We start from the raw sequence: 17,083 nt of genomic DNA on the forward strand, positions 1-17,083 counted from the left end.
GATGCAGTCTATTATAGGCGGTCGGTTAAATCTACCGTATTTATGAGTTCAGGCAGGTCTATCTCGCCTTGTAAGACCTTGGCGATGCCATCTTGCACCATGGCGATGAAACCATGCTCCATTGCATATTCCAGCATTTGATTACGGGTAGCGTGGGTGGCGATCAATTCATCCATACCCTTATCGATGCGCAGAATCTCGACCACGGCGGTACGGCCCTTATAGCCCTTAAAGCCACATTTTTCGCAGCCCACCGCGTCATAGACAACAGGCGGCTTCGCTGGGTCTGCGAGCATTAATTTGCACTCGTCAGGGTTGGCTTGTCGGGGCTTTTTACAATTATCGCACAGTTTTCGCGCCAGTCGCTGCGCAATGGTGCAAATGAGCGAACCAGCCAATAAGTGGGCGGGAATACCAATATCGCCAAGACGCGGAATAGCGCCCAGCGCGTCGTTCGTGTGCAGCGTCGTATATACTTGGTGACCTGTTAGTGCCGCGCGTACCGCCATGATGGCAGTTTCTTCGTCACGCACCTCACCCACGAAGATAATGTCGGGATCTTGACGCATAAGTGATTTAATACCCGACTGGAAATCGATAGACCCCTCACGGACGCTGGTTTGGCGAATCATCGGCAATTGGTATTCCACGGGATCTTCAAGCGTCATGATGTTGACATCAATCGAGTTGATGTAGCTCAGGATCGAATAAAGCGTGGTGGTTTTACCCGAACCCGTAGGACCAGTGACCACGATAATACCTTCTGGCCTCAAGATACATTTCTTGAGCAGATTCAAGTTATGCTGGGAGAACCCCAGATCCGTTAATGGCACAAGGGCTTTGGATTTATCCAGAATACGCAGCACCACGTTCTCGCCATGCACCGTAGGCTGGGTAGCGACACGAAAGTCAACATCACGGCCCAAGGCGGTAAGACTGATGCGACCGTCTTGCGGGTTACGCGTTTCCGCAATGTTCATGCCCGCCATAATTTTAAGGCGCACCAGCATGGCCGGCCAATAATCGCGGTGGAAACTGCGAATTTGCTGTAGCGCGCCGTCGATACGGTAACGCAAGCGCAGGAAGCTTCCCTCAGGCTCGAAGTGAATATCCGAAACGCCCTGCTTGATCGCGTCGACCAGCAAGGCATTCACGAGGCGTACCGTTGGGTTGATGTAGCCATCCTCGCGTCCATCCAGCAACGATTTTTCACGGATACCTGTTTCAATCTCGCGCAGAATGCCATCAATCGACATTTCGTAATTGTAGTAGCGATCAATCAGGTCACTGACTTCGCTCTCAGTCGCATAAAGTGGCGTGATCTTCGCGTTTTTATCCAAATGGCGGCGCACTTGATCGAGCGCAAGTACGTTATACACGTCCACCATCGCGATTTTAATGGAGCCACCCTCTTGCGAGATGGGAATAATTTTATTGCGGACACACACGTCACGCGGGATTAATTCCAGCAGCGTCGTATCCAGCATGGTAGCTTTGGGGTCAAACTTCTCGGCACCCGTTGATTCCGCCAACACCTCGCCCAGCGCCGACTCGGTGATGAAGCTCATGCTGACGAGGATATTGCCCAGCAGCTTTTTCGATTTCGCCTGCTCGCGCAGCGCGATTTCCAATTGATCTTTGGAAATCAAGCCCATGGTAATGAGGCGTTCACCAATACGCACCGATTTAGCAGGACCAGCTTTACCTAGTCCGCTTTCGCCTGGGCTTGCAGCAGGCGCGGCTGCAGCAGTCGGCGCTGGCGCACCCCCTGCCGACGCAGCAGGTGCCGCCTTGGAAGATTTTCCCACAGAGAGAAAATCATCATCGCCAGAAGGTGGTGATGTAGTCATGCGTGACAGGTTCCCCGTTCATGCGAATCGGTGATGGTGATATCCATTCAGCCATAGCAGCAAACTTGTGCCGTGAGTGCAAGAGATTCCTGCAACTTTTCCAAAGACTTGAAGAATTGTTAAGAAGTCGTGCATAACTGTCGCAGTTACTTGCGCTAAGACCCTAGGAACGCTATAGAGCGGCCATGCAACAACCTGATTTGGAATTCTTCGTCACAACCGCCTATACGGTGACATTCATCACTGTGTTGCTGCTGGTTGTATCCAGCCTATTACGCGCGCGGCGCGCCAAACGCACCCTCGCGCATCTGGAACGCGATGAAGCCTAAACACCAACGCATGATTTTTCTGGCAGTGAGCATCGCTATCATGGTGGCTGCTAGCAGTGTGATTCTCTATACGTTTCGTGAAAATCTGGTGTTTTTCTTCACCCCGACCCAGCTTTACGCAAAAATCGGTGAAGGACGCTTCAACCCAAAACAGGAAATGCGTTTGGGAGGGCTTGTAAAAGCAGGTAGTATTATCGAGCGTGAGGACGGCAGCATACGCTTCACGGTGACTGATTTAACGCGCGAGATCGATGTCGAGTATCGCGGATTATTGCCCGCGCTATTTCGCGAAGGGCAAGGTGTAGTGGCGCTTGGCACTCTCCAAGGCAGTCACGTAGTTGCGCGCGAAATTCTTGCCAAGCATGATGAAAATTACATGCCCAAAGAGGTAGCGGATGCGCTCAAGCAATCTGGCCAGTGGAAACCAGAATGATTCCTGAACTTGGACATTTTGCATTGCTGTTAGCCCTTGGCGTGGCCCTGCTTAATACAAGCTCTCCTTTGTTACTGCGCACATCGAACTATCTGGTAAAACCTGCCGTGACATTGCAGTTCATGCTGGTTTTTGCAGCGTTTTTGGCGCTGGTGCATTGCTATGTCGTCTCAGATTTTTCGGTGGTGAATGTGGTGGAGAACTCGCACTCCGCCAAGCCGTTGCTGTATAAAATTACCGGTGTATGGGGCAACCATGAAGGCTCGATGCTGTTGTGGATGCTGGTATTAAGCTTCTTCGGATTTCTGGTCGCGTTTTTTCGCGCTGAGGATGTTGAGCTCAAGCGCCTCACCCTCCATGTGCATGGATTGGTTTCAGCAGGATTTTTAGCCTTCATCCTTTTTACGTCAAATCCATTCTGGCGCATTTATCCGCCTGCATTCGAAGGTCAGGATCTAAACCCGCTACTACAAGACATTGGCCTCGCCTTTCACCCGCCGACACTTTACGTCGGCTATGTCGGTTACGGAATCGTGTTTGCGTACGCGATTGCAGGGCTGCTGCGTGGAACGATTGACAGTGCGTGGGCACGCGCCGTGAAGCCATGGCTTGGTATTACATGGGCAGCGCTGACACTTGGCATTGGTGCAGGCAGTTGGTGGGCGTATCGTGAACTAGGTTGGGGTGGCTGGTGGTTTTGGGACCCCGTTGAAAATGTTTCGCTCATGCCGTGGCTTGCGGGCGGCGCATTGCTGCATGCCAATCTCGTGCTGGAACGCCGCAATCAAATGGGCAAGCTGGTCGTGCTGCTCGCCATACTTACTTTTAGCCTCAGTCTTATCGGAACGTTTATTGTACGTTCGGGGTTGATCACCTCCGTGCATGCCTTTGCATCCGACCCACTTAGAGGGCTTTATATTTTGGGCTACATCGTGCTGGTAACGGGTGGTGGCCTCACGCTTTATGCATGGCGGCAATTACCTACATCGGCGCCTATTTCGCTGCTGTCGCGCACAGGTTTTATTCTGCTGAATAACATTCTGCTTCTCACCGCAGCAGGCACGATTTTATTGGCGACACTCTACCCGTTGATACTTGAATTGTTGGGACTGCCGCCTGTTTCGGTTGGCCCTCCCTATTTTAATGCGACGTTCTTACCGCTCACCGCACCGTTACTCGTTCTGTGTGCTGCCGCGCCACTCATGGCATGGGACGGCACTACGAAAAAGCAACGCGTTGCACTGCTAAAAGCGGCCGCACTGCCCGTTCTTGGCTGCGCCTGTATTGTGCTGCTGATGTTTCAAGAAGAGTGGTGGCTGCTGCTTGTCGGATTTAGTTTGAGCGCACTGCTGGTGATGAGTGTCGTGCGCTATGCATCGAGCAACCTCTCGAATATATCGTTGCGTCATGTTGCCAGCATCATTGGCCATGCTGGTCTTGCTGTGTTCGCGCTTGCTATCACCGCTACATCGCTTAGCCGCGAAGTATATGAAGTGCCGCGTATTGGCACATCTGCCATGCAGTTAGGCGACTATACGGTGACACCTCTTCGCGCCGAGAAAGCACAAGAGCATAATTATGTAACACGCCGTGGTGTGTTTGAGATTCGCAAAGGTAATAGTACCATTACCCTCGCGCCAGAAATTCGCTATTATCCCGTGCGCGACATGAACACGTCGGAAGCAGCGCTCCATTCAACACCACTACGCGATATCTATTTAGTGATGGGCGAATCAGGAAAAGATGGGGTGGGCATACGCATGTATGTCACACCGTTGCAGCAGTGGGTTTGGTATGGTTTCGTGCTGATTGGCATGAGTGGCGGTCTAAGCTTTATCGCAGGAATCAGGAGGCGCTCATGACACGTGCTGTTCCGTTGATAGTGTTCTTAGTGTTCGCTGCAATCGCTGCCGTGCTGTTGCTGCATAAGAAGCCAGTGGCGGCTGATTTCGCCCCCTACCCTCTACCCACACTTTCGATTGCTGCGCTTCACGATGAAACCGCGCCATTCGTGTTGGGCGATGGCACACATCTCATCAATTTCTTTGCATCATGGTGTTTGCCATGCGTTGCAGAACATGCCGAACTCATCGCGCTTAAGAAGCAATTTCCGTCTGTCACGTTTCATGGCATTGCATGGAACGACAGCGCCGAGAATATTGATGCAATGCTTGAAAAGCACGGCAAACCCTATGACCACGTCTGGGCAGATACAAACGGCAAAGCGGCGATTGCACTTGGGTTGCGCGGAGTTCCTGAAACCTTCATCGTGCGTAATGGCCGTGTTATTTATCACCTCTCTGGCGCGCTTGATGCCAACAACCGCGACGCAGTGGCAAAGGTGCTGCATGAATAAACTATTCCCCTACATGTTGGCATTGATGCTTGCATGCTCGGCGCATGCCTTTACGCCCGAGCCCGCACTCAGTGATGCAACGCAGGAAGCGATTGCACAACGCAGCTTCCACCAATTACGCTGTGTGGTGTGTGACGGGCAATCCCTTGCCGAGTCGGATGCAACCCTCGCCATTCAAATGCGCAGCGAGATTCGCGCCATGGCAAAGGACGGACAAGCAGAGAAGGTAATTCTCGCATATTTCAAGCAACGCTATGGCGATAGCATCTTGATGACGCCACCACTAAATCCGCACACCTATGCGTTGTGGGGCGCGCCGCTATTGCTGTTGCTGGTTGGTCTTGCACTCTTATGGAGGAAGCGATGATTCTGTTCTTCCTCATAGCAACAGCGCTTTCGTTAAGTGTGGCGTGGCTGTTGGTAATGCCCAGTTTATCGGCTGATTTTCCGCGTTCACACCAATGGAAAACGGTATGTTTTGTATTACTCGCTAGTATTGTGTTTCCGTTCAGTGTCTATTGCTTGGTGACATTCTGAGGTTTTGATGAGCCCCTTCTCGTTACTTACAACGCGGCGTTTTGCGCCACATTTCACCTGCATGGCACTAGGTGCATTCAATGACAATTACTATAAAAACGCATTGACGATTCTTATCACCTACTCGCTCGCTGATAATGCCCATATCAGCGTAGCGACCTTTATTTCCATCGCGGCGGCGGTTTTTATCTTGCCGTTCTTCCTTTTTTCGGGAGTGGCGGGATTGCTTGCCGATCGCTACCCCAAGCATCGGCTGATTCGTATTTTGAAAGCCACTGAGTTGGTACTGTTTCTATTCGCGGCACTGGTGTTGATTTTCCAGCATGTCTGGCTACTGCTCGTCATGTTGCTGTTGCTTGGTGTGCAGGCAGCCTTCTTTGGCCCCGTGAAATATGCGATCTTGCCTGAGCTTCTAAAAGAGAATGAATTACTCGCTGGTAATGGCATGGTGGAGGCTGGCACGTTCTTGTGCATTCTGATGGGCACGATTTTAGGCGGTCTCCTGATTTTGGCACCGCATGGAACGGAAATTGTTGCCGTCACCATGATTGCGCTTGGTGTTGTGGGTGTCGTTGCGTCACGCTATGTACCCGAAACCGTAGCTGTAAACTCAAGCCTTCGATTGCGCTTTAATATTTTTGCCACGACACGCGACATGGTGAGCTATGCGTTTCGCACGCCAGAGTTGCTGGTCGCGATTATCGGTATTTCATGGTTCTGGGCGATTGGTGCGACTTACCTCACCCAACTACCCGTGTTCACCAAACTGGTTGTTGGCGGTAATCAAGAAATTGTGACGCTTTATAATGCTATCTTCTCTGTTGGTATCGCGATTGGTTCGCTTGCGTGCCATCGCCTGCTCAAAGGCAATGTCTCGTTGAAATTCGCGCCATGGAGTTTGCTGGCCATTACACTTGCAGGCATCGACTTATATATTGTGTCGCATGTGCTGGAAGCGCCAAGCGAGCCATTCATGGGAGTTGCGCAATATTTCACACGCCTTGCCGATTGGCGCATTATGTTTGACTTGAGCGTGATTGCCGTGGCGGGCGGTGTTTTCATTGTGCCACTTTACACCACCTTACAAATACGCGGCGACTCAGCCACCCGCGCGCGCACGATTGCCAGCAATAACGTGATTAATGCCTTATTTGTTGCCGTCGCTTCATTTGCAGCCGTAGGGTTTTATGCGGCGGGGCTGAATGTTGAGCAAGTATTGCTGATTTTTTCATTGCTGAGCTTGCCACTCATCGCATTGCTCTGGCGTTGGCGTTAGGCCTCGGTTGAAAGCCCTTCCATCAAGGCGTTGATGGAGTCAAATTTTAGCAAGTCTGCTTGCGCGGAAACACTAATGCCCGCTTGCTGACGTGCGAGCTGCAGTGCATATTGTGTTGTCGTCTGCGTGATATTTGTATCTTCCAGTACCGCACGCGCCGCATCAGTGGTGAAGCTGCGATTGCGCAACGTATCCTCAATTATGCCAGCTTGGGTTTGTTTGCTACCTACATAAGCGCGCATTTCGGTTAAACGCCGCAATGCCTCGCCGGATGAAGGTGATGGCTGCTTGTGCGTCCGCCACCGTGCTCACATTCACGGCTGTGGGATTATCGAACAACCCTTCGGTTGATGCATTTACAATGCTGTAATCAAATGTTTTGCCGCTTGAGTCGGTGACGTTAAAGCGCAAAGTCGTTGCGGGTTCATTGTCTGAGGGCAGATCACGACGATTGAAGAACATTTCTTCACCATCACTGAAGCGCAAGCGCTCGACACTATAGAGGCGATCCGTACCGTCATTTTGGAACGTGCGAAAATCACGCACTGAAATGCTGCCATCGCCCATATCGGTAATCTCATAGTCCGAACGTATGCCGCGCAGTTCGACGACATCATTGCCTGCACCACCATAGACGGTATCATCACCATCTTGAATCGGCGTATATTCGGTGGCGCTATTGTCGACGATATTGCTGGCAAACATATCACTGTTGACAACTAAGTTCTGACCACCCGCATTCTCAAAATAGGTAAGCCTAAAAGTATGTGGCCCCGCCGTGAGTGGGATATTGGCATTGGTAAAACCAAACCCGCGTATGCCTGGAAATTGGCTTAAGCTTGCGCCATCTATTTGTAAATCAAACCCATCGTCGGAGCCGACGTTGAAGGTGTAGGTGCCGGTCGCAGGCACGTTGATTATGCCTTCGAACACATAAATCATGCGGTCTGGTGCTGCTGCCGCAACGGCAGGGTTACTGAGGCTTGCCGCATCCGCTCCCAAGAATGCACCAACAGTGGCACCATTATTATAGTTCAGGCTGTTCGCAATGAAGGTTGCATCGGGTGGGTTGGCGGCCATATACGCATTCGCCACAGCGAGACTGCCCACCGCAGCTGGGGAAAGATACACGCTGCCTTGCAAACCTGGTACCACACTACCACCCGCTTTAATCGTGTCGTCACCACCTAGTGCGTAGATGGTATCGTTACCCTCTAAGCCCGATATGGTATCTTGACCTTGTGTACCAAACATCAAATCAGGATTCGAGGTGCCATTAGTCGCCTGCCCGCGTGGCGCGTAAATCACGTTAATCTTGTCGAACTTCGTGCTTTTTGCTGTGCGATCCACTTCCGACATGAGCTGCAGTAATTCGGTGTTTAGATAATTGCGGTCCGTATCACTCAGCGCGCCATTCGTTCCGCGCAACGCAAGTTGGTTGATTCGCTCGATCATACCGCCAATTTGCGCCAGCCCACCATCGGCAATTTGCAGTAAGCTGTTGGCTTGGCCAAGGCTGTTGGCGGCACTACGCATCGCCGCAAGCCCCGAGCGCAATTGCGCAATCACCGAAACACCCGCGACGTCCTGCCCTGCGGATTGGATGCGGTTGCCGCTCGATAATTGCGCAGTCGATAGCGCAATTTCGCCATTAGTACGGCGAATGCGCGACGACAACGCACTGAAGCGCGAGGTCAGTGAGAGTAAATCAGTCATAACACTGTGCGCATTGCACACATCGTGCCGAATGTTATAAATCAGTAAGTTAGTTGGATTAGATGGGGCGAGTGACGGGGGTCGAACCCGCAACCTTCGGTACCACAAACCGACGCTCTAACCAGTTGAGCTACACCCGCCATATCCCGCGTGGGGAGGCGCTGTTAAACGCGAAGTCCTACGAAAAATCAAGGGCGTTTATCGGCTGTGGGTTCTTGGCGCACGTAGCTGCATGGATTCACATCACTATGCCTAAATCCTAGGCAATCTGACTTTTTGTGAGCAATCCTAAGGTAATAAATCAGGTTCAGACATCCTAATTACCTATTGAATAAGAATAATAAATTTATTTTTCAGCGTTTGGCACAAGGGTTGCGTACTTCACGCGCTCTAATATTTTACTGCAGGCAACACGCTCATGAAAAAAATCGAAGCCATTATTAAGCCTTTCAAACTCGATGATGTGAAAGAAGCGCTCCAAGAAATTGGGCTTCACGGCATCACGGTAATTGAAGCGCGTGGTTTTGGTCGACAGAAAGGCCACACGGAGCTTTATCGTGGCGCGGAGTATGTGGTGGATTTTCTGCCCAAGGTGAAAATCGAAGTGATTGTCGACGAGCCGATGGTGGAAAAAACTATCGAGGCGATTATGGCTGCTGCGCAAACGGGCCGTATCGGTGACGGCAAAATTTTCATCTCACCTATTGAAGAAGTCATCCGCATTCGCACGGGCGAGCGTGGACCAAATGCTATTTAACACATTTCTAACCCCTAAGGAGTGACTATGTCTGATGCTTTTTTTGATCTGGTAAAAAAACACGATGTGCAATTCGTGGATTTCCGTTTCACCGACCCACGCGGCAAGTGGCAACACACCACCTACATTGCTGACAAGGTCAATAAAGGCACCTTCGAAGACGGCGTGATGTTCGACGGTTCGTCGATCTCGGGTTGGAAGTCCATCAACGAGTCTGACATGATTCTGATGCCTGATGCATCCACCGCATTCCTCGATCCATTCGCTGCGCAGCCAACCTTGGTTGTAACGGGTGACATCATCGAGCCTGCAACGGGCCAATCCTATGGCCGTGACCCACGCTCGACCGCGAAACGCGCTGAGGCATACCTGAAATATACGGGTATCGGCGATACCGCTTATTTCGGCCCAGAGCTGGAATTCTTCGTATTCGACGATGTACGCTTCGATAGCGGCCAGTTCGGTTCGTTCTATGAAGTGGATTCAGAAGAGTTGCCAAGCAATTCGGGCAAGCGCTATGATGCAAACAACCTTGGTCACCGCCCTGGTCCGAAGGGTGGTTACTTCCCTGTTGCTCCGGTTGATTCGGCGGCAGACCTTCGCGCTGAAATGCTTGCAACCCTCAAAGACGTGGGCATCACACCTGTGCTGCACCACCACGAAGTTGCGCCAGCACAGCACGAGTTGGGTTTTGACTTCAGCTCACTCACCGCAACGGCTGATAACGTTCAAAAATACAAGTACGTGATTCAGAACGTCGCCAACACCTACGGCAAAACCGCGACCTTCATGCCAAAGCCTATCTACGGTGATAACGGTTCGGGTATGCACGTGCACCAGTCCATCTGGAAAGACGGCAAGCCACTGTTCGCGGGCAATGGTTATGCTGATCTCAGCGAAACCTGCCTGTACTACATTGGCGGTATCATCAAGCATGCGAAAGCATTGAACGCGATTACCAATGCTTCGACCAACAGCTACAAGCGCCTTGTACCAGGTTACGAAGCGCCCGTATTGCTAGCGTACTCGTCACGCAACCGTTCAGCATCGATTCGTATTCCATATGTTGCTTCACCAAAAGCGAAGCGCATCGAAACACGTTTCCCTGATGCTACCTCGAACCCATATCTCTGCTTCTCAGCACTGCTGATGGCAGGCCTCGATGGTATCGAGAACAAGATCCACCCAGGAGATGCGGTTGATAAAAACCTCTATGACTTGCCACCTGAAGAACTGAAAGAAGTTCCACATGTTGCAGGCTCACTGCGTGAAGCAGTAGAGGCATTGGATGCTGATCGCGCGTTCCTGAAAAAAGGTGACGTGTTCAGCGACGACCAAATCAACTCTTACATCGACCTGAAGATGGAAGAGATCCAGCGTTGGGAAATGGCTCCATCGCCAGTGGAATTCAAAATGTACTACTCTGTATAAGCACCTTCGGTGCAGGGGGCAGCACGCTGCCCCCGCTACCGCTCCCCCTCGCTACGCGGCTCGGCCTAACGGCCTACGCAGCGTTCCATTGGAGAGTAAGCACGGATTCTACAAATGAAAAGGGCACCTTTCGGTGCCCTTTTTTTTGTTTGCCATACACTTTTATTATTAGGTTGCTTGCTGTCCCATTGAGTGCAGCATCAGCGCAATTTTCTCTTGGCGTTGCTTGAGTTCTTCCACATCGTTTTTCTGCATAATGCGGTCCAGCGAGAGTGTTACAAAATCAACGAATACTGCGATCACTGCTTCAAGCTGGCGCTTGATACGCTTCACGATGGGGTCTGCCACATTGCTTACGCCATGCATCATCTGGGCTGATTTTTCGCTATAATCACTTATCGCCGTGTAGATTTGGCGCAGCGCATCTTCAATTTTCTTTTTGGCAATCGTCTTGCGATTGGCCTTACCATCTACCAATGCGATGAATTCTTCGGTCAGAATATCGGCAGAGCTACCCATTGCGTCCGCCAATGGCTCTACCAAATCAAGCTGCGCATCGGGATTGGCCACGAGGTTGCTCTCTGTGCTCAGCACTAGCTCATCTGCCAGCGAGTACAGCTCCATTACCTCGTAATATTTCTGTTCCATCTCGTTCATTTGCGTCGCCGTCTGTGTCATAGCACCCTCTTCTTATCCTATTTAGCCTCGATATGCACCCATTTGTGCGCCACCATTTTGTTGCACATATTCTGTCCATTGCTGGTTCGGATCACGACCCGAACGTTGCGATACGTAATTTGCCCACTGCCCTGGGCGTTGCGACTGGAAGCCGCCATTAATACTGCCAATGCCTGCTTGGTGCGAACGCAGCACCGTTGGCTGAATGCCTAGTGGTCCCGTTACTGCTCCTGCAACTACCTCAGTGCCTTTGCGCACATGGGTACCTAACGTACGACCCGTGAATATGGTTGAACCAACGTTAACCCACCACATTGGGTTTAACGCGCCACCCGCAGCTACCCCTGCATTGGTGAAGGTGCTGGCTGCACCTGTACCAAATGCGGCAGCAGCGCTAAGCGGTTTACCTTGCAATAACCAACCACCAGCGTCCCACGCTGCACCAACAAGACCAACGGTAGTGACAAGAAATTCACGAAAAATCGGAATGGGCAATAAGCTCGCCCAATTCGAAATCGTGGTGAAGATATTATCACCTGTTCTTGTGTAATGTCTGTCGCGTGTGCTCATAGTCAGATACACTTCTCCTTACCTTGAATAATAACATTTTGAAAAATCTGTAGGATGACAGTTGTGTGACATTTTGCGAAAAGCGCAAAATGAATAACCTTATTTATCAATAGCTTGTGTGGGTTATTCTTGAGAGAGCGGGCGTTCTAGCAGCCGCTCGATCGCGCCTTGCACGGGTAATGCGCCTGTTAAAATATCATTTACGGCCTGTGCAATTGGCATCGCGACAGCGAGTTTCTGCGCGAGTTGCGTGACCGATTCTGCCGTGGCAACGCCTTCGGTAAGCCCTGCTTTTCCTGTATGCACAATATCCATAATCGGTGTGCCTTTGCCGATCACATATCCGAGTGCGTAATTGCGCGATTTCTGACTGGTACAGCTCAGCACCACATCACCCGCGCCCGCAAGGCCGAACAACGTATCCTCGCGCCCACCTTTAGCACGCGCGAGGCGCGCCATTTCGACCAATCCACGCGTGATAATCGCCGCACGTGTATTCTCGCCAAGCCCATGACCAAGCGCAATGCCTGCTGCAATCGCCAAGACGTTCTTCACCGCGCCCCCCACCTGCGTGCCGATGGGGTCATCATTCGCGTAAAGTCTGAAAAATTTTCCACCTAATGCAAATGACATTTGTTCGGCGACGCGTGCGTGATGTGTGGCGAGCGCTGCTGCCGTTGGCGTACCAGATGCTGCTTCGCCCGCAAAGTTAGGGCCCGAGAGAATCGCCACCGGATTATGTGGCAGAATGGATTGCACCACTTCACTCATGAACATGAGCGAGCCGCGCTCAATTCCCTTTGTTGCAATCACCAACGGAATGGAGGCTGAAATCAGGTCCGACAAAGTAATGCACACCGTGCGCAGCGATTGGGCGGGAATCGTAAGTATCAATGCGCCACACTCTTTCAGAGCGGTGAGTTCACGCGTTACGCTAATCGCGGGATCAATAAAAATCTCTGGCAAATAATGCGCGTTGACGCGCTTATTCAGAATCGAATCCGCGACCATGGGGTTACGCGTCCACAGCGTGGCGCGTGAACCTGCGCGATTGGCCAAAATCGCCAGCGACGTGCCCCATGCGCCCGCGCCGACAACACCAATGTGCGTTTCACTCGTCATGCTGCCTTGCTGATTCCTATCACGACTTTTTCACCATCCACTTCTTGCGTCGATGTCTTTTCGGATGCAGAGGCGTTGCCCTCATTGAGCGATACAGCCAATGTCTGCTCGGCAATCATATCTCGGTGGTTCAGCGCCGCTTTGAAGCCTGCGGGCAATTCCAGCGTCAGCGCAATGCGGTCACTCACATGCAAGCCTGCGTCCTTGCGCGCTTGCTGAATCATCCGCACCATATCCCGCGCTAAACCTTCCGCTTCGAGCTCGGGCGACACCTTCGTGTCGAGGATAACGATTCCATCATTTGTTGATATTGCTTGCGCATTATCTTTGTACTCAGGCTTTGGTTCCAACTGTATATTATACTCCGTTGGCAGCAATTTTTCGCCTGCGATTTCTACACCACCATCACTAGTCCTGTTCCACTCACCTTTTTTAGAAGCTGGTAAAATCTGCTTCATTTTCTCTGGCAAGCGTTTACCTAGAACAGCAGAATTAATTTGCAGTTTGATAGTCGCATAATCTTCAAAAGAACCACCTGTTGCATAGTTCTTCACATTTACTTCGTCTTGAATAACGCCCGATAGTGTTCCCCAAACTCCGCTACCTTTTGCAGTTTCAACTGCTGCCATGTATTTAGCATTACCCGCAAAGGTTAGTGAAGCTAATGGCTGTCTTACGCGAATATTGAGTTTATTTCGAATCGCCAACGCGGATGTACATATATCTCTTACACCATCCATAAGCGTTATAACTTCTGCATCATCCGCAATTTTGCTCACATCAGGAAAATCTTGCAAATGCACACTTGATGCTTCGCCATTGAGGCCGCGATAGATGGCTTCGGCGGTGAATGGTAGGAGTGGGGCTGCCGCCTTGCACATGATGTTCAGCGCAGTGAAAAGCGTGTCGTAAGCGGCTTGTTTATCGTCATTCACTTCCTCTGCCCAGAAGCGGTCTTTTGAGCGGCGAATGTACCAGTTATTGAGCACCTCAAAAAAGCCTGTAATCGCTTCGCACGCGCCTGGTGTATCATACGCGTCGAGTGATGCTTTCACCTGAATCACCGCGGCTTTTGCCTTCGCCAAGATATAGCGGTCGAGCACGTCTTTCGCCGATGTGATGTCTTTCGCCTGAATGCCATCCGCATTCGCGTAGAGCGTGAAGAAGTTATAGGCGTTCCAGATAGGCTTGATGTTCAGGCGCACAATGTCGCGGATGAATTTACCATCAGGGTCGACACCCAAATCCGCCCCACGCATGACGGGGGATGCCAGCATCATCCAACGAAGTGCATCGGCGCCATATTGATCCATCACCTCTTTGGGGTCTTTGTAGTTCTTCAGGCGCTTACTGTATTTCAACCCCGTCTCTTCATCAATCACCACGCCGTGGCAGATGACGTTTTTGAAAGGCGCACAGCCGAACAGCGCCGCGCTCAATACTTGCAGCGTGTAGAACCAGCCGCGTGTTTGCGCGATGTACTCGGTGATGAAGTCGGCAGGGAATGTTTTTTCGAACTGCTCCTTATTCTCGAACGGGTAATGCACCTGCGCGTAAGGCATGGAGCCCGATTCGAACCAGCAATCGAATACATCTTCGATGCGCGTGTAGTCTTCGCCATCGATTTTCAGCACGACTTCATCAATAAATGGGCGGTGAAGGTCTGGCACTTTTTTGCCGCTGAGTTTTTCGATTTCTTCAATCGAACCGCAGACATGGATTTTGCCTGAAGCGGATTCCCAAATCGGAATCGGCGTGCCCCAAAAACGGTTACGCGAAATCGACCAATCCGGCGCGGACTCAATGCCCTTGCCCATTTGGCCTTCGCGGACATGGTCGGGAATCCAGTGAATATTTTTATTATTCTCGGCCATGTTGGCTTTGATTTTTTGCACATTCACATACCATGACGACATAGCGCGGTAAATCAGCGGCGTGTCGGTGCGCCAGCAATGCGGGTAGTTGTGCTTGTAAGGCTCGTCTTTCACCAGCGCGTTATGCGCCTTCAACCAACGCACGATGCGCATATTGGCCAAACCATATTTCGCCACATCTTTCGCGGCGATGTGCTGGGCTTTGTCTTCCTCGCTCACGACGATATCCGCTTCCGCAATGCGCGTATCGGGAACGACGACGAGGCCTCGGAGTTTCAAATCATCCAAGTCGAAAATTTCGGAAGTGAATTTTCCTTTTTCATCGACAGGCACCATGACTTCGATGCCGTTTTTCGCGCAAATCTGTTGGTCGACTTCACCAAAACCTGGCGCCATATGCACTACTCCTGTGCCCTCGCCTTCGGTTACGGCATCGCCGCCATCCAGCACTTTGAATGCGTTCTTCGTGTCTTTGAAGAATGGGAAGAGTGGTTCGTAGGAAAGGCCAAGTAATTTTTTCCAATGCACAAAGTGATGTTCTTCTGATTGCTCCTCAGCAATTTCTTCAGATTTCCCTGTTCTTGAGAAAGCACTGCTAAAGATTTCAGGATGGAACTTTGCTGCAGCAGTAGCGGAATAGATTCTGCATTCAGAATCAGAAACTTTGACTGCTTCATATGCCAAATTACCTACTGCCAAGGCAAGGTTTGACGGAAGAGTCCAAGGAGTAGTTGTCCATGCTACTACATAACAATCTTGCAGATTTGGCCACTTCTCAGCGATAAAGTCTGGAACTGATGCTAGCTTAAACTTTACATATGCAGCTTTGTCTTCGCGCTCGCGGGTTGCGTTGTCGATGCGTGTTTCGAAGTTTGAAACAGGCGTTTCCGCAGCCCAACTATAGGGCATCACGCGCATGGATTCGTAAATCAGGCCTTTGTTGTAGAGCTCTTTGAACGCCCAGAGGCATGACTCCATGAATGGAGTGTCCATCGTTTTATAGTCGTTCTTGAAATCCACCCAGCGGCCTTGGCGGTTGACGTAATATTCCCAATCGGCGGTGTATTTCATCACCGAGGTGCGGCAATGCGCATTGAATTTGTCGATGCCGAATTGCTGAATCGCCGCGCGACCAGAGATATTCAATTCCTTCTCAGCGCCCATTTCGGCGGGAAGGCCGTGACAGTCCCACCCGAATCGGCGCTCCACACGTTTGCCATTCATGGTTTGGTAACGGGCAATCGCGTCTTTCACATAGCCGGTGAGCAAGTGGCCGTAATGCGGCAGGCCGTTGGCGAAGGGCGGGCCATCATAGAACACGTACGCGTTTTTGGGGTCGCGCGCATTCACGGATTTTTCGAAAGTATTGTCGGACTCCCAGAATTTCTGCACCTGCTCTTCGAGCTGCGCAAAGTTTGGGTTGGCTTCTACGTCGGGGTAATGTTTTGTCATAAGGGGCTTGTGATAACTAACCGCAGGCGAAAAATCCAGCACTTGCTGCTGCTTACCACACTACTCGTAGATATATTTGCGCCGACGCTCGATTTTAGGTTCTCTGATTGCAAAGCGCTGGCGCAGGCTGTAGTAAAGCAGCATTGCGGGGCTGAGCATTAGTTCGATGACGGCTATCGCAAACATACAATCGTAGGTTTAGCAAAATTCGGTCAGTAATGCAGCTATTGATAGAATTATGCAACTTATTGGGGGAAATGCATGGAACCACAACGCCTTACTGACCGGCTTGTTTCGTACTGGAATCTTATCCGAAAAGACGCGTCTATGCCTGAGTTCTCGCATTTCAACAAGTCGGCGATCGATGATATTTGGCAGCAATGTATGCTGTTTACGGTACAACCTACGGCTGAGGGAGCGACTCCCGTGGTGAATTTCTATGGGGTGGGCGAAAAAGTGAAGTCCCTCTACACCAAAGATATGACGGGGCAGACCATTACCACGGGTCAGAAGCATTTTCAGGGCGCGGCACTTATTAAAAAAATCGCTGATGTGATTGCCAAGCCAGAGCCTTTGTTCGACCAAGGCCAATTCGTGAACGAGCGTAGCAAGATCGTGAAGTACCGCTCTTGCATGCTACCATTTGGAACAGATAATCGGGTGACACATGTCGTTGTTGGCCTAAGCTGGAGAGAATTCTAA

16 protein-coding genes and 1 tRNA gene are annotated in these 17,083 nt (G+C 51.1%); 9 read left to right on the forward strand and 8 right to left on the reverse strand.

What is annotated here, in order from left to right; all coding sequences use genetic code 11:
- Positions 1 to 11 precede the first annotated feature (11 nt).
- Positions 12 to 1,655 (reverse strand): type II/IV secretion system protein, encoded by a 1,644-nt coding sequence (locus tag J0M34_04085; GenBank protein ID MBN8543426.1) that lies wholly within the window; start codon positions 1,653 to 1,655, stop codon positions 12 to 14.
- Positions 1,656 to 2,035: 380 nt separating this feature from the next.
- On the opposite strand from J0M34_04085, the gene ccmD reads away from it, so the two are divergent.
- From ccmD to J0M34_04115, 6 genes are all read left to right on the forward strand, one after another.
- A complete protein-coding gene (ccmD, locus tag J0M34_04090; GenBank protein ID MBN8543427.1) occupies positions 2,036 to 2,179 on the forward strand; it encodes a heme exporter protein CcmD in 144 nt (47 codons plus the stop codon).
- Positions 2,169 to 2,612, forward strand: coding sequence for a cytochrome c maturation protein CcmE (gene ccmE / locus J0M34_04095; GenBank protein ID MBN8543428.1), 444 nt, complete (start codon positions 2,169 to 2,171; stop codon positions 2,610 to 2,612). The genes ccmD and ccmE overlap by 11 nt, the downstream gene beginning before the upstream one ends.
- Positions 2,609 to 4,474 carry a heme lyase CcmF/NrfE family subunit gene (locus tag J0M34_04100; protein MBN8543429.1) on the forward strand — a complete coding sequence of 622 codons (1,866 nt, stop codon included), beginning with the start codon at positions 2,609 to 2,611 and terminating at the stop codon, positions 4,472 to 4,474. Before ccmE ends, J0M34_04100 begins: the two co-directional genes overlap by 4 nt.
- Complete coding sequence (locus tag J0M34_04105; GenBank protein MBN8543430.1) at positions 4,471 to 4,968, forward strand: redoxin family protein; 498 nt, start codon at positions 4,471 to 4,473, stop codon at positions 4,966 to 4,968. The genes J0M34_04100 and J0M34_04105 overlap by 4 nt, the downstream gene beginning before the upstream one ends.
- The gene (locus tag J0M34_04110; protein ID MBN8543431.1) at positions 4,961 to 5,335 is read left to right on the forward strand and encodes a cytochrome c-type biogenesis protein CcmH; all 375 of its coding nucleotides are present in this window, start codon (positions 4,961 to 4,963) and stop codon (positions 5,333 to 5,335) included. Before J0M34_04105 ends, J0M34_04110 begins: the two co-directional genes overlap by 8 nt.
- Positions 5,336 to 5,566: 231 nt before the next feature.
- The gene (locus J0M34_04115) at positions 5,567 to 6,781 is read left to right on the forward strand and encodes an MFS transporter (protein MBN8543432.1); all 1,215 of its coding nucleotides are present in this window, start codon (positions 5,567 to 5,569) and stop codon (positions 6,779 to 6,781) included.
- Here the strand turns inward: J0M34_04115 and J0M34_04120 are convergent.
- From J0M34_04120 to J0M34_04130, 3 genes are all read right to left on the reverse strand, one after another.
- Positions 6,778 to 7,023 carry a hypothetical protein gene (locus tag J0M34_04120; protein MBN8543433.1) on the reverse strand — a complete coding sequence of 82 codons (246 nt, stop codon included), beginning with the start codon at positions 7,021 to 7,023 and terminating at the stop codon, positions 6,778 to 6,780. The genes J0M34_04115 and J0M34_04120 overlap by 4 nt on opposite strands.
- Positions 7,004 to 8,497 carry a hypothetical protein gene (locus J0M34_04125; protein ID MBN8543434.1) on the reverse strand — a complete coding sequence of 498 codons (1,494 nt, stop codon included), beginning with the start codon at positions 8,495 to 8,497 and terminating at the stop codon, positions 7,004 to 7,006. Before J0M34_04125 ends, J0M34_04120 begins: the two co-directional genes overlap by 20 nt.
- Before the next feature lie 63 nt (positions 8,498 to 8,560).
- Positions 8,561 to 8,637, reverse strand: a tRNA-His gene (locus J0M34_04130).
- A gap of 278 nt (positions 8,638 to 8,915) precedes the next feature.
- On the opposite strand from J0M34_04130, the gene J0M34_04135 reads away from it, so the two are divergent.
- Together J0M34_04135 and glnA are read left to right on the forward strand one after the other, a co-directional pair.
- The gene (locus tag J0M34_04135; GenBank protein MBN8543435.1) at positions 8,916 to 9,254 is read left to right on the forward strand and encodes a P-II family nitrogen regulator; all 339 of its coding nucleotides are present in this window, start codon (positions 8,916 to 8,918) and stop codon (positions 9,252 to 9,254) included.
- Between the two features lie 27 nt (positions 9,255 to 9,281).
- The gene (gene glnA, locus J0M34_04140; protein MBN8543436.1) at positions 9,282 to 10,685 is read left to right on the forward strand and encodes a type I glutamate--ammonia ligase; all 1,404 of its coding nucleotides are present in this window, start codon (positions 9,282 to 9,284) and stop codon (positions 10,683 to 10,685) included.
- A 168-nt stretch (positions 10,686 to 10,853) separates the two neighbouring features.
- On the opposite strand, the gene J0M34_04145 is transcribed toward glnA, so the two are convergent.
- The 4 genes from J0M34_04145 to J0M34_04160 all read right to left on the reverse strand — a co-directional run bounded on the left by J0M34_04145 (position 10,854) and on the right by J0M34_04160 (position 16,381).
- The gene (locus tag J0M34_04145) at positions 10,854 to 11,363 is read right to left on the reverse strand and encodes a hypothetical protein (GenBank protein ID MBN8543437.1); all 510 of its coding nucleotides are present in this window, start codon (positions 11,361 to 11,363) and stop codon (positions 10,854 to 10,856) included.
- A 21-nt stretch (positions 11,364 to 11,384) separates the two neighbouring features.
- Positions 11,385 to 11,933 (reverse strand): hypothetical protein, encoded by a 549-nt coding sequence (locus J0M34_04150; GenBank protein ID MBN8543438.1) that lies wholly within the window; start codon positions 11,931 to 11,933, stop codon positions 11,385 to 11,387.
- Positions 11,934 to 12,056: 123 nt separating this feature from the next.
- Positions 12,057 to 13,055: an NAD(P)-dependent glycerol-3-phosphate dehydrogenase gene (locus J0M34_04155; GenBank protein ID MBN8543439.1), complete on the reverse strand. Its 999-nt coding sequence runs from the start codon at positions 13,053 to 13,055 to the stop codon at positions 12,057 to 12,059.
- Positions 13,052 to 16,381, reverse strand: a complete 3,330-nt coding sequence (locus J0M34_04160) for an isoleucine--tRNA ligase (protein ID MBN8543440.1) — start codon at positions 16,379 to 16,381, stop codon at positions 13,052 to 13,054. The genes J0M34_04155 and J0M34_04160 overlap by 4 nt, the downstream gene beginning before the upstream one ends.
- 261 nt (positions 16,382 to 16,642) lie before the next feature.
- Between J0M34_04160 and J0M34_04165 the strand changes: the two genes are divergently transcribed.
- A complete protein-coding gene (locus J0M34_04165; GenBank protein ID MBN8543441.1) occupies positions 16,643 to 17,083 on the forward strand; it encodes a PAS domain-containing protein in 441 nt (146 codons plus the stop codon).

The sequence above is a fragment of the Alphaproteobacteria bacterium genome (assembly GCA_017302575.1).
Lineage (GTDB): Bacteria > Pseudomonadota > Alphaproteobacteria > Rickettsiales > UBA3002 > JAFLDD01.